General features: G+C 65.3%; 26 protein-coding genes. 8 read left to right on the forward strand and 18 right to left on the reverse strand.

All coding sequences use genetic code 11. The features are described 5' to 3' along the window. Positions 1-344: 344 nt before the first annotated feature. The 5 genes from G369_RS0133865 to G369_RS38905 form a co-directional block, all read right to left on the reverse strand. Positions 345-737, reverse strand: coding sequence for a hypothetical protein (locus G369_RS0133865; protein ID WP_038116808.1), 393 nt, complete (start codon positions 735-737; stop codon positions 345-347). A gap of 106 nt (positions 738-843) precedes the next feature. Further along, positions 844-1,104, reverse strand: coding sequence for a hypothetical protein (locus G369_RS0133870; protein ID WP_019658517.1), 261 nt, complete (start codon positions 1,102-1,104; stop codon positions 844-846). A gap of 207 nt (positions 1,105-1,311) precedes the next feature. After that, positions 1,312-1,797: a T6SS immunity protein Tdi1 domain-containing protein gene (locus tag G369_RS36790; RefSeq protein ID WP_019658518.1), complete on the reverse strand. Its 486-nt coding sequence runs from the start codon at positions 1,795-1,797 to the stop codon at positions 1,312-1,314. A 100-nt stretch (positions 1,798-1,897) separates the two neighbouring features. Then, positions 1,898-2,515: a hypothetical protein gene (locus tag G369_RS0133880; protein WP_019658519.1), complete on the reverse strand. Its 618-nt coding sequence runs from the start codon at positions 2,513-2,515 to the stop codon at positions 1,898-1,900. 131 nt (positions 2,516-2,646) lie between these two features. After that, positions 2,647-3,195: a hypothetical protein gene (locus tag G369_RS38905; protein WP_132802038.1), complete on the reverse strand. Its 549-nt coding sequence runs from the start codon at positions 3,193-3,195 to the stop codon at positions 2,647-2,649. 109 nt (positions 3,196-3,304) lie between these two features. Here G369_RS38905 and G369_RS0133885 point away from each other — a divergent pair, with 109 nt between their 5' ends. After that, the gene (locus G369_RS0133885; RefSeq protein ID WP_244164426.1) at positions 3,305-3,853 is read left to right on the forward strand and encodes a TetR/AcrR family transcriptional regulator; all 549 of its coding nucleotides are present in this window, start codon (positions 3,305-3,307) and stop codon (positions 3,851-3,853) included. Between the two features lie 66 nt (positions 3,854-3,919). Continuing rightward, on the forward strand, positions 3,920-4,654 hold the full coding sequence (locus tag G369_RS0133890; RefSeq protein WP_020723444.1) for an SDR family NAD(P)-dependent oxidoreductase: 735 nt from the start codon (positions 3,920-3,922) through the stop codon (positions 4,652-4,654). A 431-nt stretch (positions 4,655-5,085) separates the two neighbouring features. Here G369_RS0133890 and G369_RS36795 read toward each other — a convergent pair whose 3' ends face one another. Further along, positions 5,086-5,748: a winged helix-turn-helix transcriptional regulator gene (locus G369_RS36795; protein ID WP_020723445.1), complete on the reverse strand. Its 663-nt coding sequence runs from the start codon at positions 5,746-5,748 to the stop codon at positions 5,086-5,088. A gap of 163 nt (positions 5,749-5,911) precedes the next feature. Between G369_RS36795 and G369_RS0133900 the strand changes: the two genes are divergently transcribed. Next, on the forward strand, positions 5,912-6,772 hold the full coding sequence (locus G369_RS0133900; protein WP_019658523.1) for a DUF8737 domain-containing protein: 861 nt from the start codon (positions 5,912-5,914) through the stop codon (positions 6,770-6,772). 84 nt (positions 6,773-6,856) lie between these two features. Beyond that, the gene (locus G369_RS0133905; RefSeq protein WP_019658524.1) at positions 6,857-7,951 is read left to right on the forward strand and encodes an NmrA family NAD(P)-binding protein; all 1,095 of its coding nucleotides are present in this window, start codon (positions 6,857-6,859) and stop codon (positions 7,949-7,951) included. Between the two features lie 73 nt (positions 7,952-8,024). Here G369_RS0133905 and G369_RS36800 read toward each other — a convergent pair whose 3' ends face one another. From G369_RS36800 to G369_RS0133920, 3 genes are all read right to left on the reverse strand, one after another. After that, positions 8,025-9,599: a hypothetical protein gene (locus tag G369_RS36800; protein WP_145762113.1), complete on the reverse strand. Its 1,575-nt coding sequence runs from the start codon at positions 9,597-9,599 to the stop codon at positions 8,025-8,027. 524 nt (positions 9,600-10,123) lie between these two features. Continuing rightward, a complete protein-coding gene (locus G369_RS0133915; RefSeq protein ID WP_019658526.1) occupies positions 10,124-11,470 on the reverse strand; it encodes a sigma-54-dependent transcriptional regulator in 1,347 nt (448 codons plus the stop codon). Next, on the reverse strand, positions 11,455-12,921 hold the full coding sequence (locus tag G369_RS0133920; protein ID WP_019658527.1) for a sensor histidine kinase: 1,467 nt from the start codon (positions 12,919-12,921) through the stop codon (positions 11,455-11,457). Before G369_RS0133920 ends, G369_RS0133915 begins: the two co-directional genes overlap by 16 nt. Before the next feature lie 418 nt (positions 12,922-13,339). Here G369_RS0133920 and G369_RS0133925 point away from each other — a divergent pair, with 418 nt between their 5' ends. From G369_RS0133925 to G369_RS0133935, 3 genes are all read left to right on the forward strand, one after another. After that, entirely contained in the window at positions 13,340-15,088 is a 1,749-nt protein-coding gene (locus G369_RS0133925) for a gluzincin family metallopeptidase (protein WP_019658528.1), read from the forward strand. Between the two features lie 119 nt (positions 15,089-15,207). Further along, entirely contained in the window at positions 15,208-15,426 is a 219-nt protein-coding gene (locus tag G369_RS38910) for a hypothetical protein (RefSeq protein ID WP_080647974.1), read from the forward strand. Positions 15,427-15,688: 262 nt separating this feature from the next. Beyond that, complete coding sequence (locus G369_RS0133935; RefSeq protein WP_020723447.1) at positions 15,689-16,204, forward strand: DUF2867 domain-containing protein; 516 nt, start codon at positions 15,689-15,691, stop codon at positions 16,202-16,204. A gap of 87 nt (positions 16,205-16,291) precedes the next feature. Here G369_RS0133935 and G369_RS0133940 read toward each other — a convergent pair whose 3' ends face one another. From G369_RS0133940 to G369_RS0133980, 9 genes are all read right to left on the reverse strand, one after another. Continuing rightward, a complete protein-coding gene (locus G369_RS0133940) occupies positions 16,292-16,705 on the reverse strand; it encodes a VOC family protein (RefSeq protein WP_026346859.1) in 414 nt (137 codons plus the stop codon). A 90-nt stretch (positions 16,706-16,795) separates the two neighbouring features. Then, entirely contained in the window at positions 16,796-17,863 is a 1,068-nt protein-coding gene (locus G369_RS0133945) for a pyridoxal-phosphate dependent enzyme (protein ID WP_019658532.1), read from the reverse strand. Further along, positions 17,863-18,846: an N-carbamoyl-D-amino-acid hydrolase gene (locus G369_RS0133950; RefSeq protein WP_019658533.1), complete on the reverse strand. Its 984-nt coding sequence runs from the start codon at positions 18,844-18,846 to the stop codon at positions 17,863-17,865. The genes G369_RS0133945 and G369_RS0133950 overlap by 1 nt, the downstream gene beginning before the upstream one ends. Before the next feature lie 157 nt (positions 18,847-19,003). Continuing rightward, on the reverse strand, positions 19,004-19,684 hold the full coding sequence (locus tag G369_RS0133955; protein WP_019658534.1) for an amino acid ABC transporter permease: 681 nt from the start codon (positions 19,682-19,684) through the stop codon (positions 19,004-19,006). A gap of 12 nt (positions 19,685-19,696) precedes the next feature. Next, complete coding sequence (locus tag G369_RS0133960; protein ID WP_019658535.1) at positions 19,697-20,380, reverse strand: amino acid ABC transporter permease; 684 nt, start codon at positions 20,378-20,380, stop codon at positions 19,697-19,699. After that, complete coding sequence (locus G369_RS0133965; protein WP_019658536.1) at positions 20,377-21,135, reverse strand: amino acid ABC transporter ATP-binding protein; 759 nt, start codon at positions 21,133-21,135, stop codon at positions 20,377-20,379. The genes G369_RS0133960 and G369_RS0133965 overlap by 4 nt, the downstream gene beginning before the upstream one ends. A gap of 30 nt (positions 21,136-21,165) precedes the next feature. Next, positions 21,166-22,023: a transporter substrate-binding domain-containing protein gene (locus G369_RS0133970; protein WP_019658537.1), complete on the reverse strand. Its 858-nt coding sequence runs from the start codon at positions 22,021-22,023 to the stop codon at positions 21,166-21,168. Between the two features lie 62 nt (positions 22,024-22,085). Beyond that, a complete protein-coding gene (gene hydA, locus G369_RS0133975; protein ID WP_019658538.1) occupies positions 22,086-23,573 on the reverse strand; it encodes a dihydropyrimidinase in 1,488 nt (495 codons plus the stop codon). Positions 23,574-23,834: 261 nt separating this feature from the next. Next, positions 23,835-24,752 carry a LysR family transcriptional regulator gene (locus tag G369_RS0133980; protein ID WP_020723448.1) on the reverse strand — a complete coding sequence of 306 codons (918 nt, stop codon included), beginning with the start codon at positions 24,750-24,752 and terminating at the stop codon, positions 23,835-23,837. Between the two features lie 136 nt (positions 24,753-24,888). Here G369_RS0133980 and G369_RS0133985 point away from each other — a divergent pair, with 136 nt between their 5' ends. Continuing rightward, the gene (locus G369_RS0133985; RefSeq protein WP_019658540.1) at positions 24,889-25,548 is read left to right on the forward strand and encodes an aspartate/glutamate racemase family protein; all 660 of its coding nucleotides are present in this window, start codon (positions 24,889-24,891) and stop codon (positions 25,546-25,548) included. Positions 25,549-25,564: the final 16 nt, after the last annotated feature.

The raw sequence follows: 25,564 nt of genomic DNA on the forward strand, positions 1-25,564 counted from the left end.
GAAGTCTGGTCTTCGAGTCCGGTGATGCCCTTCGTCGACCGTCCTGGCGTCGAGCGACGCGAACAACGGCCTGGATTTACTGCGCCTCGGCAACGCCATTGGAGCCATCCCCTGGGCTCCGCGCCCCAGCCAACTTGGGCCACGCGTTCCGAATCCCCATAGGCTCGTAGCGTTGCCTGTCCTAAGCAGAGCATTCCGCGGTTTCCTCCTTAGAGGCTTGTCCAACACCTGCCCTCTGGCCGTTGTCGTGCGCGGGCTCGTGGCGTTGCTCGGGCAGGTATCGGACAACCCTTAACCACTGCGGTCTTTCGATCTGCCCCAAAGCGGATATTTCTCTGAAGGCGCTACTCCACGGAGTAGCGAAATACGCCCCAAAATATTGGGTCAGCGGCCACTAGCCTTTTCACCTTTTCTGGCGCGTACGCAAAATCGAACTGAACAGTTACCCAGCGAGCTTCTAAAAGTTTTCGACGCTTTGCCGTTCTCACCGCAGCGTCTATGAAGCTGACAGAGTACGAAATCTCTTTCAGCAGGTGCTCCACCCTTGTCAGCTCGAACGAAAAACAGTTCGCTTCTTGGTCGTCCAAGCTGTAGTAGCCGACTCCGCAGAGATCTTGTAGCACATCGTTCGATCCATCGGCATGTTGTGAGTAGCCGAGCCAGATAGAAACCTCACCGGGGCTCTCGAAGCCTTGTGTGTAAAAGTCTTCGTCTTCGGAATAGTCGCGGCGTGCCATGAGCATGCGAGGAGTTGAAGAAGTATGAGCGAATGACCGAAGCTGGCCGAATTGCCGGTGTTAGCGACCGTCTGGCGGTGGTGGACAGAACGCTCATTGAGCGCCGTCACCTCTCGTCGACCGCCACAAGCTCACTGCGGAAGTAAACCAACTGGCCGATGGAAAGCCCATGCGGCTTCTCCACTTCGACCAAGACGGCGCCGTGCTCGCTGCCGGCGTCACAACGAAAGGCCCATTCGTTCTCTACATCGGTGACGCAGGCGCGAACCTCGCACGATGGCGAGCCCACGAGTGGTTGCTGGAACGTCAGGGCGTCGTGGGCCTTAATACCGGCAACGCGCGCAACTAGTGAAATCTTGACCTCCATATTGCATGGTCCTAGCCGCCACAAGGAAGCCTTTGAATCGTAGGAGCCGCCCTCGAATGCGCTTACCCAATACCTGCGCGCATCAGTGACAACCTCCAACAGTCGGTCGTGTGTTTCTCCCTCGACTCGGTCAATTGTTCCGAACAGTTTCACCTTGCTCAACTCCTCAAAGACCTCCAGGCCTAGTGACTGGCAACTCGGGCTGCCTTAGCGGCCAGCGTCCCTGATGCTCACCGAACGGATGACCGTCTGCGGTTTGAGCCGGCTGAGCTGCGCTTGGAGCTGGCCATTGACACTGAAGTGCACTTCGATGTCTGTGGCCTCGAAGTTGTCGATGACGTAGTCGCCTCCCATGGTCGGCAGCCGCTTGAATCCGAACAGTTCTCCAGCGGCCAGAGTTTGCCCAGAATTGAAGAGTTCGCCAACGAGTTGAACGTCAAAGAACTTGGCAACAAACTCCCGCTGCGCGAGCAGCTCCTCGAATTCGACGGTCGACGCGGCGATCAGAATCAAGTCCGCTGAACCGACGTCGAGCAGTTTGATTTCGCCGCTGCTCGATTCCTCCACAAATGCGTTCCCGACGGCGGTAACCAGCACAGGGAGAGCGCTCGTACCAAGGAGCCACGTCCAATCTGAGAGCATCGTCTCGCGCTGGAGGTGTTGAAAGCCAACGGTTAGATCGTCGAGGGTCATCTGAGGGCTGAGTTTTCGCAGCAGATCGGAAAGTCCGCTCTTGGCCGACTCCTACGCTTGATCGACTGCAGCCGGACCCTGGATCGCTGGCCCTTGCGCACTACGTTTCATAGCCGTACGCCGTTTTGGCGTCTAGGAGCTTGGAGAGGATGGAGGACTCGATGTCGGAGTTCGGATTGATTTCACTCCAAGTTGCCGAAACTGTCGATCCGAAAACGCTGTCGACGAATCTACGCGGGCCGAGGATCATGGTGTACTGACCATTCACGTCGAGCAGAGAATAATTGAGGCAGGGCGAAAAGAGGAAATGACTGCCGCTGTAGAGCCCAATCTGCCCGCCCCGGACTTTGGAGAAGTCGTCAATTGTGGGGTTGATGGCGCCGAGCAGCGGTGGCTCGAAATCGAGCATCTCCATGGCCGCATCGGAATCGCGCGCATATTCATAGCCGGTAGGAATCGCATACAGCTTTTCAACGCGGGCCAGTGTCAGTTGTCTGAAAAACGACTCCAGCACGGAGTCATCCCAGTCGGCTACTTGCGCGCTGTGAATAAGAAGGCCAACTACGGCCCCCAACCACACGACAGCGTTCTCATCGAATCGCACGCCATAGTTGCAATCAAAAAGACGGCGCGCGTTCAGCACAAGGGATACGACGGAAGGCGACGCTCCGTAGATATCTGAGTCGCCAGGAATGACGGAGGGGTGTGCTTTGATCATTTGAGGACGGCGCTGCGGAAACTGATCCTCGGCGGCTTTAAGGTGAACTGGGAGCTGCGGGCGAACGGCGGGTTGTGGCCGAGAGCTGTAGCTGACGCGAACAGGACCAAGGCAGGCAAAGCGGCGGAGCCTCAGCTCCGGCATGCCTCACCGGAATCCAGAAGCAGTCGAAACGGCTCCCATCCACCTGGTGGGTCCCATTCGGCATTGCCAAAAATCTGACCATCTTGAATTCTCTGCACGATGACGCCATCGACTCCAAGCCCGGACTTCCTCCACAGGAGCCGGCCGGTTCCGTCGAAGCGCAACAACTCTGTGGCTGAGGCAACCAAGACTGATGAACCAAGTTCCAATGACTCAGTATCGCTCGAAGTGAATAGGCGGCCAAAGTAGCCATCGAGCGAGTGCGATGCCAAGTCGCCTGTCCTGGGCGAGAACACGGCGACTTGCTCGCCATAGCCAATGTAGATCAGTTCGCCAACGCGGCGTATATCCTGAAAACAGGAATGCCCAACGACTGGGAGCAAGTCAACTCGCCATTTGGCCTCTGACCCAAGGCTGATCCCAACAGCCGCAACGGCGGATGCTGTTGAGTCGGAGGAGCCGCCCAATACAAAGCGATCAGCGTTGCGCCAGTCGCCGACATCTTCGGCAGTGACAAAGGTTGCCCGCATGTTCATGATGTGCAGCTTGTCGTTCTGGTCAGCAAGCCTGGTTATTGACAGATCTATCCATAACGCATAGCATGATGGCATGGTAAGACCACGGGAATTCGACCGGGACGAAGCATTGGAGAAGGCCACCCAGGTTTTCTGGGACCGTGGCTATGCTGGCACGTCGACTGACGACTTGCGCAACGCGATGGGAATAGGTCGTCAAAGCATGTACAACGCCTTTGGGGACAAGCGGCAGCTGTATCTGGAAGTGTTGGCGAAGTACCAGGCCAAGAGCGTGGAAACGCATCTGCGAAGGCTCAATGAGCAACCGTCGGCTCGCGAAGGTATTCGGGCGATGTTGAAAGGCTTGGCCGTCGAGGATGACCGGGTGCGCGCGATGGGATGCTTCGGCGTTGGTGCGACGGGCGAGTTCGGTATTACCGACCCGGAGCTTTCCGGCATGTCCGCAAATTCGAGAGCTCTCTTGGGAGAGCGCCTCGTGGCCAAGGTCCGCGAAGGTCAGAGCGCTGGCGACATAGCGCCACACCTTGATGCGGAGCGCGCGGCCGCCTTTGTCATCCTTACCATGACCGGGCTGCAAGTGGCAGCCCGCGCAGGCGCCAATGTGCAGAGCATGCACGCGATGGCTGATTTCGCAGTTGACCTACTCGGGGTCGGCTGAGTTGGGCTCTGCCATCAGGCAGTTTTTTTTGCTTAGTTATGGACTGAACTGTCCACAAAAGGAGAAATGATGTCAGATTCGACAAGGGGTGCAGCTCTGGTGTTTGGTGGTGCGAGGGGCATCGGTGCTGCAGCGGTGAGGCGCCTCGCGGCCGATGGTTACCCGGTCGCTTTCACGTTCGTATCGCGCCCGGACAGCGCGCAGGCACTGGTGCAGGAAGTCGCTGCAGCCGGAGGACGAGCGCATGCCATCCAGGCGGACAGCGCCAGCGCCGACGCCATCATCGAGGCCGTACGGCAGGCAGTCGAAAAGTTCGGCCTCATCAAGGTGGTCGTCGTCAACGCTGGCATCTATAGGGCGGGCACCATCGGCGACGTTTCCTTGCGCGACCTGGACGAGATGCTCAGCATCAACGTGCGCGCTGTCTTCCTGTCCATCCAGGCGGCTCTTCCGCACCTCGTGGATGGCGCTCGTGTCATCACCATTGGCAGCAACGTGGCTGTCCGCACCGGCATTCCAGGGGCGAGTGTCTACCAGCTGACCAAGACCGCCGTGGCCGGGCTGGTGAAGGGAGCGGCGCTGGACCTGGCTCCGCGTGGAATCACGGTCAATAACATCCAGCCTGGCCCGATTGAAACCGACCTGACGGCCAGCATGATCGAGGCGTTGAAGCCGTTGAGCCCGCTCAGGCGTGTTGGCCAACCCCATGAGGTCGGAGCACTTATCTCCTACTTGGCCGGCGACGAGGCAGGATACATGACCGGAGCCAGCCTCACCATCGACGGCGGCTTCACGCTGTAGTTGCCAAAGGCAGGGTGGCGAGTGCCGAAATCATGCGAGGAAGGAGTCTTCCCGAAGCGGGCACGGGCCAGCTTGCCATCGTTTATGAGATGGAAAGGCTAGCAGCTGAAATTGAGAGGCTCAAAAAATTGAATGTGCAACCTCGAATTCAGGTGAATCGGGGCGGAGGAACGGACGGGCGCGCGGCTACCGAGCTTCACGGAGGGAGCGGGGGCGGCCATTTTTCCGGAGCTTATAGATCTCCAATCGCAGGAGCTTGTGGGTGCACTCGCCAACCATCGTACTCATCAGCTTTTCCGACCAGCCTTGAAACACGCATGACGGCGTAAGGCTCAAGAATTTCGTCCATAACTTACATGCCTGGCGGCGACGCGAGCGGCCACTCGTGGCCGACTGTCGCCTGCCACTGCGTCTGCGCTAAAGGATCGAACTCAAGACTCTTTCGAGGGCGTTTCGTTCGAGGGTCTGTCGCGGTGGCGGGCGTGAGATAGACGCCAACGAACGAGATCATCGGCGCCGGGGCCTGGGTTGATCTCAAGGTCGGCTGTGCTGACCACGTCCCCGGTTTCTTGATCGATGAAACTCAACCGAACCTCTGCACCGGTCTTTCGATTCACGAAAGTCATCGGAGGCGCGCCCGCGCCGGACACTCCCAAGCGGTCGCCGATCTGGGCGAGCACGGGCATCATGGGCGCCATCTGCCAGCCTTTCTGGGTCAGCAGATATTCGAAGCGCTCTGGGTTTGCCTGGTAGCGCCTTCGTTCAATGAGGCCATTGGCTTCGAGGTGCTTCAGACGATCGCTCAGCGTTGCATTCGTGACGCCGGAGGACTTGCGAAAGTCCTCGTAGCGTCGGAGGCCACAGACCATATCCCGCAGGATGACCAGACCCCAGCGGTCTCCGATCGCGGCCATCACGCCAGCGATCGAGCACACCATCCCATCAAAACCCTTCGAGCGCATCTCGCTCCTTCCGACGTCTACTGCCTTGCTGGCGATGCTCTCATAAGAAGAGGCGCTGGTCTCGGCGGGGCTGAGGCATTGCCGCCGCAGCGCTTGGCCGATCAGCCTGCCTGGGCGATCGAGCGAGAGCACTGCCAAGACTCCTTTGCAAAAAACCCAATTAACTCTTATTATAAGAGTGACTGTCGCACCGGGCGGAAAAGGCACGCATGTTCAGGGCTTCAGGGCCTGATGGCGAGCATCCGGCGCTGATCGCTGCAGCACATCATCGAATTGGTCCAATGAAGAGAGTTTCATGTTGGCGTCGAACAACTCCATGATCGGCCCCGTGCTTGCGCTTGGCGGCACGGCTGTTATGACGGCCATCTGGCTGGCGGCTCTTGTCACAGTCCCGGGCGGGCAGCAGTCCGAGGTGTCGGTCATCGTCGCGCTCCTGGCTGTTCACATCGCCACACTGGCTGGCACCTGGCTCGGCCTGTCCCGAACGTCGTTGACGGTTTCGCAGCGGCGGACGACCTGGCTTGCGATCTCCATCCCCTTGACCCTTTGGCACGGCGCGGCCTGGGCGATCGTCGCCAACGGTCTGCTCCTGCCGGGCGCCATCCCCATTCCATTGCTCGCGTTGATGATCGTCGTGCCGACGGCCGTCGTCGTCTTTCTGGTCACGCGATCGAAGCGCATCGGCGTCCTGCTCGACGCCATGCCGATGAATTGGCTCGTAGGGTTTCAGGTCTATCGGGTAATCGGTGGCGTGTTCCTCATCAACTGGTGGCTCGGGAACGCGCCGGGCATATTCGCCGTCCCCGCCGGCACAGGGGACGTGATCACAGGCCTGCTGGCGCTGCCTACGGCCATCATGCTGGCGAACGGACGTCCCGGCAGCGGGAGGTCTGCGCTGGTGTGGAATTTCATCGGCATCTCGGATCTGGTTCTTGCGGTCATGCTGGGGGCGCTTACGTCGCCCGGGCCGCTGCAGCACCTTGCGTTCGACCATCCGAATCTGCTGACCGGCAGCCATCCCACCGCAATCATTCCGGCCTTCACCGTTCCGACCTCGCTCGTCCTGCATGCCCTTTCGCTTCGCCAGTTGCGCAGGCGCTCGCGACGAACGACCGCCCAGGCTGAAGGGCGAGTGCGCCTCTTCCAGGGCAGCTGAACGGGGCCATCCAACACTTTCGCCTGCCGCCCGACAAACGCTCAGCACCAATCGCGGGCCACGGCACCAGACAAGGAGATATTCATGACCTCTTACTCCACTTCCAGGATCTTCGTCGTCGGCGGCACTGGCGCTCAAGGGTTGCCGGTGATCAAGACACTGGTCGCGGACGGGAAATACTTTGTCCGAGCCCTCACGCGCGATCGCGGCTCGCGCCGGGCGAAAGCTCTCGCCGAGCTTGGCAACGTGGAGATTGTCGAAGGCACCTTTGCGGATGAGGACACGCTGCGAGCCGGCTTCCAAGGGTGCGACGGCGCCTACATCAACATCGACGGCTTCAATACCGGCGAGAAGACCGAGATGTACTGGGCGATCCGCGCCTATGAGATCGCGATCGAGGAAGGTGTCAGGTTCTTCGTCTACGGCAATCTCGACTACGCTCTGAAGAAGGCGGGCTATGACTCCAAGTTCCGTACCGGGCACTATGACGGAAAGGGCCGCATCGGCGAATGGATTCTGATCCAGAACGAGGCCAACTCCGACCGCATGGGCGCGGCGGTGTTCACGACCGGGCCCTACATGGAGATGGCTCTTTCGGCCATGACGCCGATGACCCCGTCGGTCGAGGATGGGGTCGTTACCTGGCGGGTCCCGCTTGGGGGAGGGCGCGTTCCTCACGTCGCGCTCGGCGACTGCGGCTACTACGCCCGATGGCTCTTCGACAATCCGGGGCGCGCCAACGGCATGAATCTCGAGGTCGCCATCGAGCAGGTCGACTACCACGAACTGGCAGCTGCCTTCGAGCGGGTCACGGGGCATCGCGCGCGCTACATCGATACCTCCCTCGAGGACTATTGGAGCGGTCCGCTCAGGATGGCCGCTGGACTTCCGGCCGGGTACAACGCAGACCCGCAGGACAAGAGCACGATGAGTTTCCGCGATAACTTCACCGGCTTCTGGAACATCTGGAAGCACGAGATCGTTCAACGCGACTACGCACTTCTCGACCAGATCCATCCGAACCGCATCAGGACGGTCGAGGAGTGGCTCCGACGTGAAGACCAACTGGGCCAAGCACTTGGCCATGGAACCCTGTGGGAGAGGGTGCAGCCTGAAAATCAGGCCAAGCGGCCGCCGATCCTCAAGCTGAGCGAAGATCGCCGCAAGGGCCGGCTCTAGGCGCTAGCTTCGTGCGCCATGCACTTCAAGACGCCTTTTCTGTTTCGGAGCAAGGTTCGCGGTGAATGGTGTCCTACCGCAGCATGGCCGGTCCATCGGGCAACCCCGCCATCGCGGCAGCAGCCTTAAGTGCCTGATCGTGTTGGCGTGCGTCGTCGGGGTCGTCTGACATCTCGGCCCTGTCGATGATCGACAGCAGAAGGCGCAGGTCGTTCACACGCGTGCCTTCTTCCGGCTGCACTGTGTCGGACTCCAGTTTGGCCATGAGGTAGCGCTGCACGTGCGTCGACTGCCGAGCGCTCTGACCGACCGATGCACGGGTGCGCGTACCGTCTTCGTAGGAAATGTCGGTCGAAGCATTGGCTTGGTCGTTGATCTGCACGAACTCGTAGAACTGAGATTCCTTCGCTGCCGTGAGCAGGAGTTGAGCGCCCGGCGACAGCGCCCGGTGAAAGCTTGCATCCAGTTCGGCTTGCCGGTCTTGATGGATGGTCCGGTTGCGCGGGTCCTTGCCCGACACGCTTGTCTTCTGCGACAGCGTGTACCTGAAGGTATCGACCTCGTCCGGGCGCATCGGGTTCGATGCATCCGGCACCTGCGTCATCGATGCATTGAAGTCGGCCAGGCCACTGAGCAAGCCATGGTCGCCAGCATTGAGCGAAATCGCTGTCGGCGCCTCGCGGCCCGGCAGCGCAGTCTTCTCGCCGTAGTTGCTGTTCAGCTGCGAGAACGCATCCTTGAACATCGAGACCAGGGCAGCGTCACCCCGGCCGCGGCTGCCTGCCATGTCTACCTGCTGCAAGTACCGTGCGATGGCTCGCGCTTGCTGCGGGGCACTGCCGAGGATGGCCGGCTGCGATAAGTCGACGTCGACCTTCACTGTGCCGGAAGGTCCGGAAGCGCTCAGGGCGCGCGTTCTCGAGTCGGCATGAAAATCCACTGCCTGTATCGCGCCCTTGCCATCAGTCCTCAGGCTCGCCTTGAAATCAATGGACAGCAGCTCTTTGGTATTGAAATTGGTCAAGCCTTCGAGGGCGAGCTTTGGGGGCAGGGCATTCAAGCCGTCGATGGCCTCTTGGAACGCGCCCGAGAGGTCTGCGAGAGCCTTGCGCTCGGACTCATTGAGCTCGCCGCCGGAAACCGCTACCTGTACCGCCATGCCGTCGGCCTGGCTGGCCAGGCTCAGCTCGACCGTGGCACCGCCGGTAGTCTTGATCGACAAATTGATCTGATTGTCGGCTGCGGCCAGCAGGTCAGCCGGCGCTACGGCGGACGCACCTGGTGTCGCAAACGTCACCGATTGAGAGAAGTCGTCGACATCGGTCTCGAAGCGCTTCAGCATTGCCGCGCCCAGGCCGCTGAAACGCGCCGTGAGAGAGGGCAGGCCGAAGTTGCCAGCCATCAAGGACGAAACGGCGTCGTCGGTGGGCCGCGACCAAGCGGTTGTGGTGGATCCGAAGATTGTGTAGGTCTGAATGTCAGCCGGGGTGGGTGCTCGACTCAGGCTGACCAATACTGCCGACGCAGGGGACTTCGGTGTCACTTGCGCTGACGAAGTCTTCGCGAGCGTCGACAGCGGCGTGGCTCGCGAAACGCTTACAGCGGCGGGCGCTGCATAAAGGCCGGATGCGCTCGGGGTGACGTTCACTCTGGATTCCATTCAAAGGGGAGCAGCCAGTGGCTGCAGGCAATCTTCCTTATCGGCAGTGGCGCGCATTTCTTAAGAGCCGAGAACTCGATTTGAAGAAAGTCTGAACAGCGTTTGCGATGGCCGGTGCCACGCCCGCCATCCCCACCTCACCCAGTCCTTTGGCGCCCGGCGAGTTGAAGCGTGTGTCGGGCTTGCCGACGAAGTCGACCTGAATGCGGCCCATGTCTGCAGCCACGGGCAGCACGTACTCGGCAAGGTCGGTGTCGAGATAGCCTCCGTAGCGCGGTCGACCTCGCTGACCTCGCTAGCGGCTCTAGCCGAACAAGGACCGGGAACAAAACGCGGAACAAATAGGCGAGGGGCTCGACGGCGAAGGCTTGAAGAGCGATTTTTTGAGGTGGCGCGGTAAAGCAGCTGAATGGAGGCACGGCAACCCCTTGCCGACGAGCCAGCAGCCTCTATCGCAGACCCATGATCGTCCCGCCCATTTGCCGGTGTTCGCCGCGGTCTCCCGCCGATGCCTACTCGATGCCGTACTGCGTCAGCTTCCGGTACAGCAGCTGGCGGTGGATGCCGAGGCGCCGCGCCGCTTCGGCGCGATTGCCCTGTGCCTGGGCGAGCGCGTTCTCGATCAGCAGCCGCTCGAGCCGTTCGACTGTGCTCGGCAGGTCGCCTTCCAGCCAGTCGGCCGGCAGGGTCTGCGCGCCCTGCGTCGGGCGTGCCTGGCCGAGCACCAGGTCCAGGTCGGCGCTGCCGATCACACGGTGCCGCACCAGCGCCTGGCAGCGCTCCATCACATTGCGCAGCTCGCGCACGTTGCCCGGCCAGGGCTGGCGCAGCAGCGACTGCGCGGCCTCGGTGGACAGGGCCTTGGGCGCATCGGGCGCGGCCGCGCGGCGCAGGAAATGCTCGGCCAGCGGAATGACGTCGGCGAGCCGCTCGCGCAGCGGCGGCAGCCGGATCGACAGTACGTCGAGCCGGTACATCAAATCTTCGCGAAAGCTGCCCTCGCGCACCGCGAGGGCCAGGTCGCGGTGCGTGGCCGCGACCACGCGCACATCGACCTTCACGGTCTTGTGGCTGCCCAGCGGCGTGACCTCGCCCTCCTGCAGCACGCGCAGGATCTTCGCCTGCACGGCCAGCGCCATGTCGCCGATCTCGTCGAGCAGCAGCACGCCGCCATCGGCCGCGCGGAAGCACCCCGCGCGCTCGCCGGTGGCGCCGGTGAACGCGCCGCGCACGTGGCCGAAGAGTTCGCTCTCCAGGAGCTCCTTCGGAATGGCCGCGCAGTTGATCGCCACGAACGGCTTGTCCGCGCGGTCCGAATGCCGGTGCAGCGCGCGCGCCACCATCTCCTTGCCGGTCCCCGTCTCGCCGAGCACCAGCACGGGCATCGCGTTCGCCGATGCGAGGCCGATGCGCTTCTGCACCTCGCGCATCGCCTGGCTGGCACCGATGAAGTCGTCGTCCGCGTCCGCCACCGCGGCGGTGGTTGCCGCGCCGGGCTGCTGCTGCAGCGCGCGGTCGAGCACCTCGCGCACCGCCTCGCGGCTGATCGGCTTGGCCAGGTGGTCGAAGGCGCCGAGGCGCATCGCCTCGATGGTGTTGCCCGCGCTCGCGAAGGCCGTGAGCACGATCACCGGCGGCACGCGCGCGAGGCGGGCGCGCATGGCTTCGAGCGTCTGCAGGCCGTCCATGCCGGGCATGCGGTGGTCGAGGAAGACCGCGTCGAAGCGCGTGCGCGCCATCGCTTCGAGCGCCTCGGCGCCGCTCGCGATTTCGGTGGCCTCATGACCCAGGCCCTGCAGCGTCTCGGCCAGCGTGTCGCGGAACGCGTCGTCGTCGTCGATGATCAGGAGGCGCGCCATGGAAGCTCCAGTTCGAATCGCGTGCCGGGTTCGAGCGCCCGATGGCGCAGGTCGCCGCCGTGCGCGAGCGCCACTTCGCGCGCAAGGGCCAGGCCCAGGCCGGTGCCGTCGGCGCGTCCCGTGGCGAAGGGCTCGAAGAGGTTGGCCTGCAGCGCTTCCGGCACGCCGGCGCCGTCGTCGTCGACGCGGATGCAGAGCATCTGCGTCTCGTTCGTCGAGGCCGACAGCGTGACGTGCCCGCCGCGCGGCGCATGGCGCACGGCGTTGTCGAGCAGGTTGTCGACCGCGCGCGCCAGGTGGACGGGATCGAACACGGCCTTGGCGGGGCCTTCATGCTGCAGCACGAGCTGTACGCCTGCCGCGGCGGCCTTGTCGCCGATGGCTGCCGTGCGCTCTTCCAGCCAGCGATGCAGGTCAACCTGCACCGGTGCCAGGGTCACGGGCTGCACCAGTGCGAGCAGGCTCTGGACCAGTCCCTCCAGCCGATCGATCTGCCCGACGATCATGCGCAGCGCATCGGCCTGCTTCTCGGGTGCGGCTGCCAGGGCGTTCTCGGCCTTCAGCCGCATCGTGGCGATCGGGTTGCGGATCTCGTGCGCGATGCCGCCGGTCATGCGCCCGAGGGCGGCCAGGCGCTGGTCGCGGCTGCGCTGCTGCGCGGCCTCCCGCAGGCGCACGCGCGCTTCGTCGAAGCGCGTGCGGTAGTGGTTGAAACCGTCGACGATGCGGTCGAGCTCGCGCACGCCGGTGCGCGGCAGCTCGGGCATCGCGCCGTCGCTGGCATCCGCCTGCGTGAGCCGCGTCTCGAGCCGCTGCACGTGGCGCAGCCCGCGAAACAGGATGAAGCCCAGCCATAGCCCCGAGGCGAGCACCGCCGCGAGCAGGACGCCCAGCCCCACGCGCAGGCTGCCCAGGGCGGCCAGGGCGCCGCCGTTGGTGCGTGTCATGGTCCAGGCCGCAAGGTCCTTGGACGCCGAGGCCAGCGGGCAGGCCGAGACGATCAATGCCTCGCGGCTGCCGCGCACCACGTCGGTCTGCGGCGCCTGGGCGCGGGCGGCGAGCTGCGAGAGCTCGACGATGAGGGGCTGTTCGGCCGCGGGCACGTCGCGCTTGACGCCGCTGCCTTCATATGTGGGGTACGCATAGGCCAGCAGCCCCGAGTTCGCTCTCGCGCCGGCCTGCCATACCCCACCCTCGACGTGCGGCACCTCGGTCAGCACCAGCTGGAGCACGACCTGCAGGAGGTCGATCTTCGGCTCGGATGCGTCGGTCGCGGCCTTGGCATAGCGCGCGGCGATCGCGCGGCACGACTGCTCCGTGGCCGTGCGCCCCGCATCGATCTGCGCCCCGGCGCTTGCGCGGTAGAGCGTGAGCATCACCACCGCCAGCGCCGCGCACACGCTGAACAGCAGGACCCAGAAAAAGACAAGTTGACTGCGTAATGACTTCATTCGCCCTGGAACGCGTGGACACGTTTTCTGGTGAAAGCGCTCGACAGGATGGCCCCGAGGCCGCCGCGGCGCAGCCCGAGTATGCCCTGGGGGCTTCTCTCCTGGCTCTGCGCAGCACGCGCCGCCGACCGAAGAAGAGCGGCGATGCGGGAGCGTCAATTCCCAATGCCTGAAGGCTGGAGCGAAGTCACGTCGAATGCGGAGCTCGTCGACGAACAGGAAGTACGACGGCATGTTCAATGCCCACAGCCAAACCACCTGCAAGGCGCGGCGCAGCGCGACGCTCATGGTGAGGTACTGTTTCTCGGGGTCGTCCCTCGCTGCAGTAGCATGGCCGCAGGTGCGTTCGGCGCGCCGTTGCCCCGGTGCAATGGCGCAACGGCCGCTTGCTTGCCACACTGCCGTGAAGGGACAGGCCATGGCGACTGCCAGAACCTCCACCGCGAAGACACGCCCGCCGGCCAAGGGGTCGGTGCGGGTCAAGATGCTGCCCAAGGATCCTCTGGTCGCTCGCCGGGACGACCTGTGGCCGGTCGATGTGGACATCGAAGCCGCGACGGCAGGCGACGGGCCCTCCAGCGCACGGGTCTGCGTGGTCGACTACAACGCCGAGCTCGATGTGCTCTTCGAGCCCGCGAAGCTGCTCAAGGACCGCACGGGCTATGCCGGCATCGCGAGGATTCGACCGAACGAGAAGAGCCTCGACGACTTCACCTTCCACCAGGTCAATGTCTGGGCCATCGTCGAGCAGACGCTGAGCTGGCTGGAGGATGCACAGGCGCTGGCGCGTCCCATCCCCTGGGCCTCGGGCCTGGGGCGGCTGCTGGTGATCCCGCATGCCGGCTACGACGAGAACGCCTTCTACGACCGGTCGACCGGGGCGCTGCACTTCTTCTATTTCCAAGGGCCCTCGGGCGAGCCGGTCTACACCTGCCTGTCGCGCGACATCGTCGCGCACGAGCTGGGGCATGCCGTGCTTGACGGCCTGAAGCCCGGCTACAACGAGGTGACCTCCCCCCAGACCGCCGGCTTCCACGAGTACTTCGGCGACGCCATCGCGATGATGGCCAGCCTGAGGACGCGGGAGATCGCGCTGCGGCTGACGGCCGATGCGCCCGCGCGGCTGGCAGCGAGGAACATCGTCTCGGCGATCGCCTCCGAGTTCGGAGCGGCCGTCCACGGCCTTGCCGACCACGACTACCTGCGCGGCGCCTGGCGCAGGCGGACGATGAGCCAGATGGCCGGCCGCTACGAGCCGCACGACTGGTCGGAGGTGCTGACCGGCGTCTACTACGAGCTGCTGCAGTTCCTCTACGTCAAGAACCTGGACGAGATTCTGGGGAGCATCGCCCGGGAGTCGAAAGTGCCGCGACGTGCGGTCGTGCGCAACCAGCAGCACTGCATGCGCGCCGTGATCCGGGCGGCCGGGCAGACCGCGAACGTCATGCTGCGCGCCCTGGACTACTGCCCGCCCGTGGACCTGCGCTATGACGAGTACGCCCGGGCGCTGCTTCGTGCGCACGAGGTCGCGTACCCCGTCGACAGCTACGGCATCCGGGCCGCGCTGCAGCGGTCGTTTGCCGTTCGCGGCCTGGTGCCGGCCCCCGAAGTGGAGGGCTTCAACTCGCAGGTGACCTACGCGCTGCGCGATGCGGGCGATATCGAAGCGATCACCGCGACCCCGGGCGACGCCTACCGCTTCGTGGACCGGTACCGCGCCATGTTCGGCGTGCCGCACGAGGCGAACCTGCGCATCGTCGCCGTGTACGCGACGCGCAAGAGCACGGCCGGAGGTTTCCGGCCGCCGCGCGAACGCATCATCGAGTTCACCTGGACAGAGGACGTCGAACTCAGGGGCCCGGGCTTCGGCCCCTTGAATGGAACCCGGGTGAACATGCACTGCGGCGGGACGCTGGTCTTCGACAGCAACGGCAACTTCCTGCATTCGTCGCTGGTTCCCGCGACTCCCAGGCGGCGCAGAGAACTTCAGGACTACATCGCACACCTGGTGCATGACGGCAGCATCGGCATCACCGAAGGCGTGCAGGACCCGGGCATGCCGGATGGCGGGGGCTTCCGCATCTCCGCCACGGTCGTCCGAGGGCGGCTGCGGCTGTCCTTCAACGCCGCGATGCGCCATGCCGGGACCGAGCGCCACAGGCACTGAGATGGCCGCGTCCCGGCTGCCGAAACAACCTCGGGTGCGGCGTTTCGCGTCAACAGCCGCGGGATGCCGTCCGTTTTGTGAACGGGAGATGGTCTCCCTCACTTCTGGATGGACATCACATGAAAAAACTCCTCATCCCCCTGGCCGTCCTGCTCGGCGCCGCTGGCGCATGGGCGCAGTCCGACAACGGCGTCACCGTTAGCACGGATCCTGCCCGCGCGGCAGCGGTGGAGCGCCATGCGCAGGAACTGCAATCGCGTCCCGCGCCGAAGCCGATGGCGACTCACGCCAAGGCCACCAAGCATTCGCCGCGTCACCACCGTCCCGCCAAGCACTGAAGCGCGCAGGCGGTTCCCGCCCTGGCATCGCGGATCGTTTTGCTGCCAGGGCGTTTGCAGGCGCCGAGTCGGGAACGTGGCCCGCGCAGGAACAGTTGCTGCCAGAGCGGCAGAATCGGGTGACAGCCGGCGCGGCGCTTGCGGCGCGTACGGCGCTAGTGGCCGCACCCTGTCGAAAGCAAGACGGCGTTCGATCCCGGATCGGACGCTGCGAACTTCGGCGAAGACCACCCTCTCACCAAGACCTGCGTCGAAACGGGACATGACATCGATCAAAGCGCGCGCCGTACCGATGCCCAGCAACAGCGTTCTGGCGCCGCTGTACCCGGGTGCGGACCTTCTGGACGCCTATGCAATTCGCCTGCCTTCGCAAGCCAGCAACGATGTGGAGGTCCTAGCGCGCATCGCATTCGAGCGGCAGGCGGGGTGGATCCGCGCACTCACGCTCGTTCGTGACGTGGTGATGGCGCCGTTCGGCATCAAATCGTCAAGTGCCGTCGGGCGTGCCGGCAAGGCGGCGGGGCCGGTCATCGGCTTCTTCCCACTGTTGTCGAAGAGCCCGACGGAGGTGGTCGTGGGCGCGGACGATCGGCACCTGGACTTCCGCGTCAGCATCCAGCTCTGCGCCGATGCGGCAGATGGACGCGAGCTGCTGGCGGCGACCGTCGTGCATTGCCACAACGGCTTCGGGCGCGCCTATCTTGCGACGATCGCGCCGTTCCACCGCCTGATCGTGCAGGCGAGCCTGGAACGGGCCGTCAGAGAAATGAAGCTCTAAGCGTGCATGGCGGCACGTGCGCCGCAAGTGCGACGGGCAGCCCCCGCTGCACTCCCGCGGCCGAGTCAGGTGCAGACGCGGCGGGAGTCACGCTGCATAGATCGCCTCCACCGATCGGAAACCCTTGATCTCGATCGGATTGCCGAAAGGATCGCGGAAGAACATCGTCCATTGTTCGCCGGGCTCGCCTTCGAATCGAACCTGCGGGGGCAGCACGAACGCCGTGCCCGCGGCGCTCAGCCGCTCGGCCAGCGCCTTCCAGGCGGGCAGCAGCAGGATGGCGCCGAAGTGCGGCATCGGCACCATGTGCGCGCCGACATGGCCCGTATCGGCCGTGGCGAACGGCGTTCCAAGGTGCAGCGAGATCTGGTGGCCGAAGAAATCGAAATCGACCCAGGTGTCGGTGCTGCGCCCTTCCGAGCAGCCGAGCACGCCACCGTAGAAGGCGCGCGCCTGGTCGAGGTCCGTGACGTTGAACGCCAGGTGGAAGGCGGAGGGCAGTGAAAGCGTGGAGTTCATGCGAAGAAGGAAAAGGGTTGATGGAAGCGGCTGCGGGGGCCGCCGGCATCGACGTGCCGTGCGGCAGCCCGCTCAATGCCCGGCGAGCACGGACTGGAGCAGCGGCAGATCCACGTTGCCGCCCGACACCACGATCACGGCGCTGCGCCCGTCCAGCTGCAGGCAGCCGGCCAGCAACGCGGCCAGGGCCACGCTGCCGCCGGGCTCCGCCACGATGCGCAGCTCCTCGAGCGCGAAGCGCATGGCTTGGCCGACCTGCGCGTCGGTGACCGCGAGCGCGCTGCTGAGCAGCGGCTGGTTGATCGCGAAGGGCAGCTCGGCCGGGGTCGCGGCCTGCAGCGCATCGCACAGCGTGCGCGCAGCGGGGTCGTTGCTTTCACGCCGTCCGCTGCGCAGCGAGCGCACCGTGTCGTCGTAGCCGGCCGGCTCCACCGCCACCCGCTGCGCACCGGGGCTGAGCGCATCCAGCACCAGATTGCAGCCCGCCATCAGGCCGCCGCCGCCGCAGGGCGCGGCGAAGACTCCGAGGTTCTCGCGCTCGCCCGCCGGCAGGTCCTCGAGCGCCTCGAGGGCCACCGTGCCCTGCGCGGCCAGCACGTCAGGATGGTCGCCCGGAGGCACCAGCGTTGCGCCCGTCTCGGCGAGCAGCTGCATGCCGATGGCTTCGCGGCTTTCGTGGCGGCGGTCGTAGTGGACGACGCGCGCGCCCTGCGCCACCGCCTTCGCGACCTTGTTGCGGGGTGCATCCACGGGCATCACGATGGTCGCGGGAATGTCGAGCTGAGCGGCAGCCCAGGCGATCGCCTGGCCGTGGTTGCCGGTCGAATAGGCCACGACGCCGCGGCGGCGCTGCGCCGGATCCAGGTTCAGAAGCGCATTGAAGGCGCCGCGCAGCTTGAAGGAGCCGGTGAGCTGGAGGTTCTCCAGCTTGAGCCACACCGGACCGCCCGCGCGTGCATCCAGCGCGGGCCAGCGCAGCAGCGGCGTGCGGCGAACATGCGGGGCGATGGCTTGCGCGGCCCGCTGCACGTCCGCGAAGCGCGGCACCCTGAGGGTTCCGAGCATCTCGTGCGCGATGGTGTCGGGCAGCAGCGCGGCGCTGCGGGCTTCGGGTTCGGCGTTCACGACGGCGGCTTCCATCAGGCGGGGTTCCAGACGGAAGGCGCGACGCTGCCGGTCTGGCTCGTGATGCGGGTGTAGGCCTCCAGCCGGCGATGCTGCGCGAAGTTGAAGATGGTGTTGCGGCCCAGCTCGCACATCTCCAGGTTGCAGTCGGCGACGATCAGCTCGTCGTCCCAGGTGGAGGCCAGGGCCATGACTTCGCCTTGCGGGTTGACGATCACGGAGTGGCCCAGCAATTCGCAGCCGTCCTCGTTGCCGGCCTTGGCCACGCCCACGCCGAAGGTGGCGTTCTGGTAGCAGCCGGCCTGGATGGAGAGCTGCGAATGGAACTGGCGCTGGTAGGGCGCCTCGAAGCCCCGGTTCTCCTGGTTCACGGCCGGCGTGTTGTAGCCGAGCATGACCAGCTCGACCTGCTGCAGGCCGAGTTCGCGCCACGACTCGGGCCAGCGGCGGTCGTTGCAGATCAGCATGCCCATGTTCACGTCCACGCCGGCCACCGGTGCCCGCACCACCGGGAACCCCAGGTTGCCCACTTCGAAGTAGCGCTTCTCCAGGTGCTGCACCTTGCGGATCGTGGAGAACTCCTTGTGGCCCGGCAGATGGACCTTGCGGTACTTGAGCACGATCTCGCCCGAGGGGGCGATCACCACCGAGGTGTTGAACCGGCGCTTGCGCATCACGCCTTGCTCGTCCGGCTCGTGGGCGATCTCGGCATAGCCGAGGTAGCAGGTCAGGCCATAGCGCCGGATGGCGTCGAACAGCGGCTGGGTCGCCGGCGAGGGCAGGGTCTCTTCGTACCAGCCGTCGGCTTCGTCCAGGTTCTCGACGTACCAGCGCGGAAAGAAGGTGGTCAGGGCGAGTTCGGGAAAGACGACCACGTTGGCGCCGCGCTGGTGGGCGCGTTCGAGCAGGCGGACCATGCGCGCGACGACGACGTCGCGGCCCTCGGCACGTTGGATGGGGCCCAGCTGGGCGGCGGCGACGGTGATGAGACGTTTCATGGCTGATGGCTAAGGAATAAATGCACAAGCAATGCGAGCGCCGATGTACGGCAGACACGGGACTGCGACCTGCGGTCGGAGGCAGCCCCTCCCAGGTGAAGATTCGAGTCGATTGAGTGGCCGGTGCCCGCCGATGCCGCAGGCGCCGGGCGGAGGATCAGTGGCCGGCCATGCCGGTGCGGCGTTTCTCGAGGCTGGCGAGCACGCGCGTCAGCGGCCAGAGCATGACCAGGTAGAGCAGTGCGGCCAGCACGATGGGCGACGGGTTGTAGACCAGCGACTGCGTATCGCGCGCGGCCCTGAGCAGCTCCGGCATGCCCACGACGCTGGCGATCGTCGTCAGCTTCACGACCTCGATGCAGTTGCCCAGCAGGTCGGGCATGACGTTTCGCACCGCCTGCGGCAGGACCACGTAGCGCAGTGCCTGCATGCGGGTCAGTCCCGTCGAACGTGCCGCCTCCATCTGGCCTTTGTGCACCGCCTGGATGCCAGCCCGGAACACTTCGCAGAAGTAGCTCGCGTTGTTGAGCACGAAGGCGATGACCACGGCCGCGAGCTTTGGCACGTCACCGCCGAGGAAGGGCAGGCCGAAATACAGGAAGATCAGCAGGACCAGGGGCGGAAACGCACGGAAGAAGTCGACGTATGCGATCACGGTCCAGCGCACCCAGCGCGAGCCCGATTGCGTCTGACCCAGCGCCAGCAGCAGTCCGGCGATGGCCCCGAGCGGGATGACGATCACCGACAACCAGATCGTCGTCCACAGACCGTTCAGCAGATAGGGAAGGACCTGGCGATAGATCTCCAGGTTGAAGAAGTTCTCGATGATCGAGTCCATGGCTGGCCTGGCTTAGTTCCTGTTGGATGAGCGGTGTTCGAGCGTTCTTGCCACGAAGACGAGGGGCAGGAACACCAGCAGGTAGAGGAAGGCGCCCACCGTGAGCGGCGTCGGATTGCCCGCCACGGCTGCAGATGCCTGCGCCGTGCTGAGGATCTCGCTCAACGCCACCACCGAGCCCAGCGCGGTGTTCTTGGTCGTGGCGATCACCCGGTTCGTCAGCGGCGGCACAGCGCGCCGCAGGGCCTGGGGAAGCAGCACCCAGCGCATCGCCTGCCACCAGCCGAGGCCGGTGGAGCGGGCGGCCTCCATCTGCCCCTTCGGCAGGGAGGACAGGCCGGCCCAGATGCTTTCCTGGGCATAGGCCGCGAGCACCAGCGACAGGGACAGCCACGTCGAGGTGAAGGACGACAGCGGCATCCCCAGCGCGGGCAGGCCGAAGTACAGCAGGATGATGATGACCAGCGGCGGCAGCGAACGCGTGATGTCCGAGAACAGCACGACGGGCAGGCGCAGCCAGGCGCGGCCGGTGGCCCTGGCCAGCGCCAGCACCAGGCCGGCCGCCACGCCCGTCACCACCGTGGCCGCGCCGACGCCGATCGTGACCACCATTCCCCGTGCGATCTCGTGCCAATACTGGGCCGCGACCGCGGGATTGAAGAAGGTGAAGAGGAACCCGGAATTGGCTTCGTTCATGCCGGGCTCGCGCTCTTCGCGTCCATGTAGCGGCCGATGAAGCTGCGCGTGCGCGCTTCCCTGGGGTTCTCGAACACCTCGGCCGGCGTGCCCTGTTCCGCCACGACGCCGCCGTCCATGAACACCACCCGGTCGGCCACCGCATGCGCGAACGCCATTTCGTGGGTCACGACCAGCATCGTCATGCCGCCTTCGCGCAGGGCGCGCATCACGCGCAGCACTTCGTCGACGAGTTCGGGGTCGAGCGCGCTGGTCGGCTCGTCGAACAGCATCACCTTGGGCTTCAAGGCAATCGCCCGGGCGATCCCGACGCGCTGCTGCTGTCCGCCGGAGAGCTGGGCCGGAAAGGCATCGGCCTTGTGGCCCAGCCCCACTTGGGTCAACGCGTCGCGTGCGATCGCCTCGGCCTGCGCGCGGTCCTTCTTCTGCACGCGGCGCAGCGCCAGCGTGACGTTCTCCAGCGCACTGAGGTGCGGGTAGAGATTGAAATGCTGGAACACCATGCCCACGCTCTGGCGTACGCGGTTGATGTCCGTGTCGGGCCGCGTGATGTCCTGGCCATCGACGACCACCTGGCCGGAGCTGGGCTCCTCGAGCCGATTGCAGCAGCGCAGCATGGTGCTCTTGCCTGAACCGGAGGGCCCGATCACGCATACCAGCTCGGCAGGTCGGACGCGGAGTTCGACTCCGCGCAAGACCTCCTGCGAGCCGTAGGACTTCTTCAGTCCGACTAGTTCTAGGATGGGGGCGCTCATGGGCTGCGTTTCTTCCGTTGAACCCGGCGATCAGGCGCAGTTGGGCTTGACCGGGGTGGGGTCGTAGTTCTCGGTGCCGGGCACGCCGTGGCCGGGCGCCACGGTGCGCTCGACGCTTCCCGCTGCGGGCTCGATGCCGTACCACTTGGTGGCCAGGCGCGCGATGGTGCCGTCGAGCTTCATGCACTTGAGGGCGTTGGAGACCAGGTCGCGGCCGGCCTTGTCGTTCAGGCGGAAGGGAATCGCCCAGACCAGCCCGGTCTTCACCGTGTAGGTGGTCTGCAGGGCGGGGTTCTGCTTGGCGGCCCAGCCGGCCACCGTGTTGCCCGCCAGGTTGAAGTCGGCCCGGCTCGACATGACGGCCTGGATCGCATCAGCGTTGGTGCCGTACACGTCGTACTTGAAGCCGTACTTCTCGGCGTTCTCCTTGGCCCAGCCCTCGTAGTTCGAGCCCTTGTTCACGGCCACGGTCTTGCCCTTCAGGCCTTCCAGTGACTCCAGCTTCGTGCCGTTCTTGCGCGCCAGGAAGGTGTAGTTCGTCTCGGTGTAGCCCTCGGTGAAGAGCAGGGCGCGCGCACGCTCGGGGTTGACCGTCACCGGCGCCAGCAGGAAGTCGTACTTGCCGCTGTTGAGGCCCGGGATCAGCCCGGAGAACTCGGTCGCCTCGATCTCGACCTTGCGGCGCAGCCGCTTGCCCAGCTCTTCGGCCAGATCGACGTTGAAGCCCTGGATGCCGCCGCCGAGCTTGACCATGGCCTGGGGAGCGAAGGTCGGGTCGAGTGCGGTGCGCAGCGGCGCGCCTTCGTCGGCCTGGGCCAGGGGGCCGAATGCAGCGGCGCCGACGGCCAGGAGGGCGGCGAATCGGCGGGAGATATGGAGCTTGGACATGATCGCGTGTGTGGGATGAAGTTGGAAGAAGAGGGAGGAAGAGGAAAGAAGATGGAAGAGCTTCAGCGGCCGCGCAGACCTTCAGGCTGATCCAGTCCGACCAGCGCGCTGAATGCGCCCCGGCTCGCCGAGCGGGCGGGCGCAGCACCGAGCGGCCGGGACGGGCCGCGGCGCAGGTATTGGCCGGAGCCACGCTCGGCGCGCAGCTCGCCTGCGCGCACGACGCTGCGCCCGCGGCTGAACACGTCCTCCGGCCAGCCGGTCAGGCGCATGCCTTCGTAGGGCGTGTAGCCGACGTTGTCGTGCAGCATCGCGGCGGACACGTCCACGACGCGTTGCGGATTCCAGATGGCGATGTCGGCATCGGCACCGATGGCGATCGCGCCCTTGCGGGGCGCCAGGCCGTACATGTGCGCGTGGTTGGTGGCCGTGAGCGCCACGAACTGCTCGATGCTCATGCGGCCCTTCATGACGCCTTCGGAGAACAGCAGTGGCATGCGCAGCTCGATGCCCGGCACGCCGTTGGCCATCTCCTTGAAGGTCGTTGCATCGCCCTTGGGCAACTTGCCGGATTCGTCGAAGCGGAAGGGGGAGTGGTCCGACGAGTAGACGCCGAGCGTGCCGTCCAGCAGACCGGCCCATACGGCCTCCTGCGAGGCCTTGTCACGCGGCGGCGGGCTGCAGCAGAACTTGGCACCTTCCACGCCCGGAAGGTCGATATTGGAGGCCTCGAGGAAGAGGTACTGGGGGCAGCTCTCGGCATGCACCTGCGCACCCAGGCGGCGCGCCTGGCGAAGCACCTCGACCGTCTCGGCGCCTGCGACGTGCACGATCAGGATCGGCACGTCCACCAGACGCGACAACTGGATCGCGCGGTTGGTGGCCTCCGCCTCGGCGAGCGGGTCGTGCGACACGCCGTGGAACTTCGGCGCCGTGTGGCCCCGCTCGAGCAGGCGCCGCGCGATCCAGCGGATCATGTCGTGGTTCTCGGCGTGGACCATGACCATCGCGCCCTCCTGGCCGGCCGTGGACATGACGTCCAGCAGCGCGTGGTCGTCGAGCTTGAGCAGGTCGTAGGTCATGTAGACCTTCAGCGACGTGATGCCGTCGCGGATCGCCTGCGGCAGGTGCACCGCCAGGGCCTCCTCGTCGGGACGCGTCAGGATCAGGTGGAATCCGTAGTCGATGACGGCCTTCTCGCTCGCCCGCCGGGCGTAGTCGGCGAGGACCTGCGGAATGCTGTCCTTGCGGTGCTGGGCGGCGAACGAGAGAACGGTGGTCGTGCCGCCGAAGGCGGCGGACACCGTGCCCGAATAGAAGTCGTCGGCGCACATCAGCCCCATGCCCGAGAGCTGCTCGATGTGGCAATGGCTGTCGATCCCGCCGGGCAGCACCCATCGCCCGCGTGCGTCGATGTCTTCCCGTCCGGGAGCCAGGCCGGTGCCGATGGCGGCGATGCGGCCGTCGGTCACGCCGATGTCGCCCTCGATGCAGCCGGCGGCATTGCAGATCCGGCCGCCCCGGATGGTCAGGTCAAATGAAGAGGTCATGTTTCTTGTGTGCTGGCGTCGGCGAAGCAGGGAGTGCTCGTGCGCCGGAGCGTGGAGACGGGTTGTTGTTGCCGACCCGGCGGACGTCACTGGCGTCCTGCGGCAGCAGGCGTATTGCGGCGAGTCGGGCGGTGGTGATTCATGACGAAGGCCTGCACGGGTGAAGCGATGAAAGAAATTATTTCGATCGCGTCAGGCCTTGTCGCGTGCCTTTTTATGCAGCAGCCATAACCTGCTGTTAAGTGATTGCACCTGGTGCGCCTATGCACCTTCCTGGGGCGTCGATGTCTCCTGGCCATCCATCAGGGCGCGCAGGTCGGTGATGAACGACTGGGCGATCTGAGACAGCGGTTCGAAGCGCAGATGCATCAGCGTTGCGTGCACCAGAGGCGTCCCGTGGACCGGCCGCACGACGAGGCGATGGTTCGTCCAGCTGCGCACCGAGAACTCGTCGACCAGCGCGATGCCGGCCCCCGCCTGCACCATCGCATAGGCGTTCTGCGGCGACCCGACCTCCACGGCCGCGCGCACCGTCTGTCCCGCCGACTCGAACAGCTGGGCCACCATGCGGCCGAAGTACGTGCTCCGTTCGTAAGACACCAGCGGCCAAGGCAGCAGGTCCTCCACAGACAAGGTGGCAAGGCGCGCCAGCGGGTGGTCGTACGGGCAGACGCATACCAGCCGGGCCGAGCCGAGCGGCGCGGCGATCAGGTTGGGATGGTCGACCGGCCGAAGCGTCACCGCCAGGTCGGCCTGCTGGTTGAGCACGCGCTCCATGAGTGGTGCGGGGCCCAGGTACTGGAACGTGACCTTGACATTGGCATGCCGCTGGCGGAAGCGCGTAACGGCCTGCGGAATGATCATCTGGCCCACGCTGGGGCTCGAGACGATGTTCAGGATCCCGTCGCTGTTGTCGCGCAGTTCCTGCGCCAGTTCGTTCACGCGGTTGACGCCGGCATACACCTGCTCGACCTCGCGGATCAGCTTCTTCGCCTCCGGCGTCGGGTACAGCCGCCCCTTGATGCGCTCGAAGAGCGGAAACCCGACGCGGCTTTCGGTGTGCGACAGCAGCCGGCTCACCGCCGGCTGGGAAACGCAGAGAAGTTCGGAGGCGCCGGTGATGGAGCCGGTAGTCATCACGGCGCGGAAAACCTCGATCTGGCGGAGATTCAGGGACATGGCATGCAAGCTGCAAAGCCGGGTGAGCGGATAACAGAAGGTTAAGGGTGACCGACAACTTAGCAAGTGCCATGCCCCAGCCCGCGGCCTAGACTTTCCTCACGCCGCAACCCGCTGTCCGCTATCACTGCCCGCCATGTCACGCACCCTCTACGTCATCAACCCCAACAGCAACGCAGACGTCACCGCGCAGCTCAGCGCAGCCGTCGAGCCGTTGCGGCGCGCGGGCGGGCCCGAGATCCGATGCGTGACCCTGGAAGCCGGCCCGCCCGGCGTGGAAACCCAGGCGCACGTGGACGGCGCGGCCCTGGCCGTCAACGACTTTGCCGTGCGGCATGAGGCCGACGCGGCCGGCTTCGTGGTGGCCTGCTTCAGCGACCCGGGTGTGGCACAACTGCGCGAGCGCGTCGCCGTGCCGGTGCTCGGCATCAGCGAGTCGGCCGTGCTCACGGCGCTCACCCTGGGCCACCACTTCGGCGTGATCGCCATCCTGCCGGGCTCCATCCCGCGTCACTTGCGTGCGTGGGGGGCCATGGGCATCTCGCAGCGCTGCGTGGGGGAGATCGCGATCGGGCGGGGCGTGTCTGCGCTTGCCGACCGCGAAGCCACGCTGGCGGCCATGATCGACGCAGGCCGGCGGCTGCGCGACGAACGCGGCGCGCACGTGCTGGTGATGGGCTGCGCCGGCATGGCCGGATTCCGGGCGCCCCTGGCCGAGGCCTGCGGCCTGCCCGTGGTCGAACCCACGCAAGCGGCCACCGCGATGGCATTGGGCCGTGTCCTGCTTGGCTGGTGAGCGCGCGCAGCCATCC

This window comes from Variovorax atrisoli 110B (assembly GCF_000382045.1).
Lineage (GTDB): Bacteria > Pseudomonadota > Gammaproteobacteria > Burkholderiales > Burkholderiaceae_C > Variovorax > Variovorax atrisoli.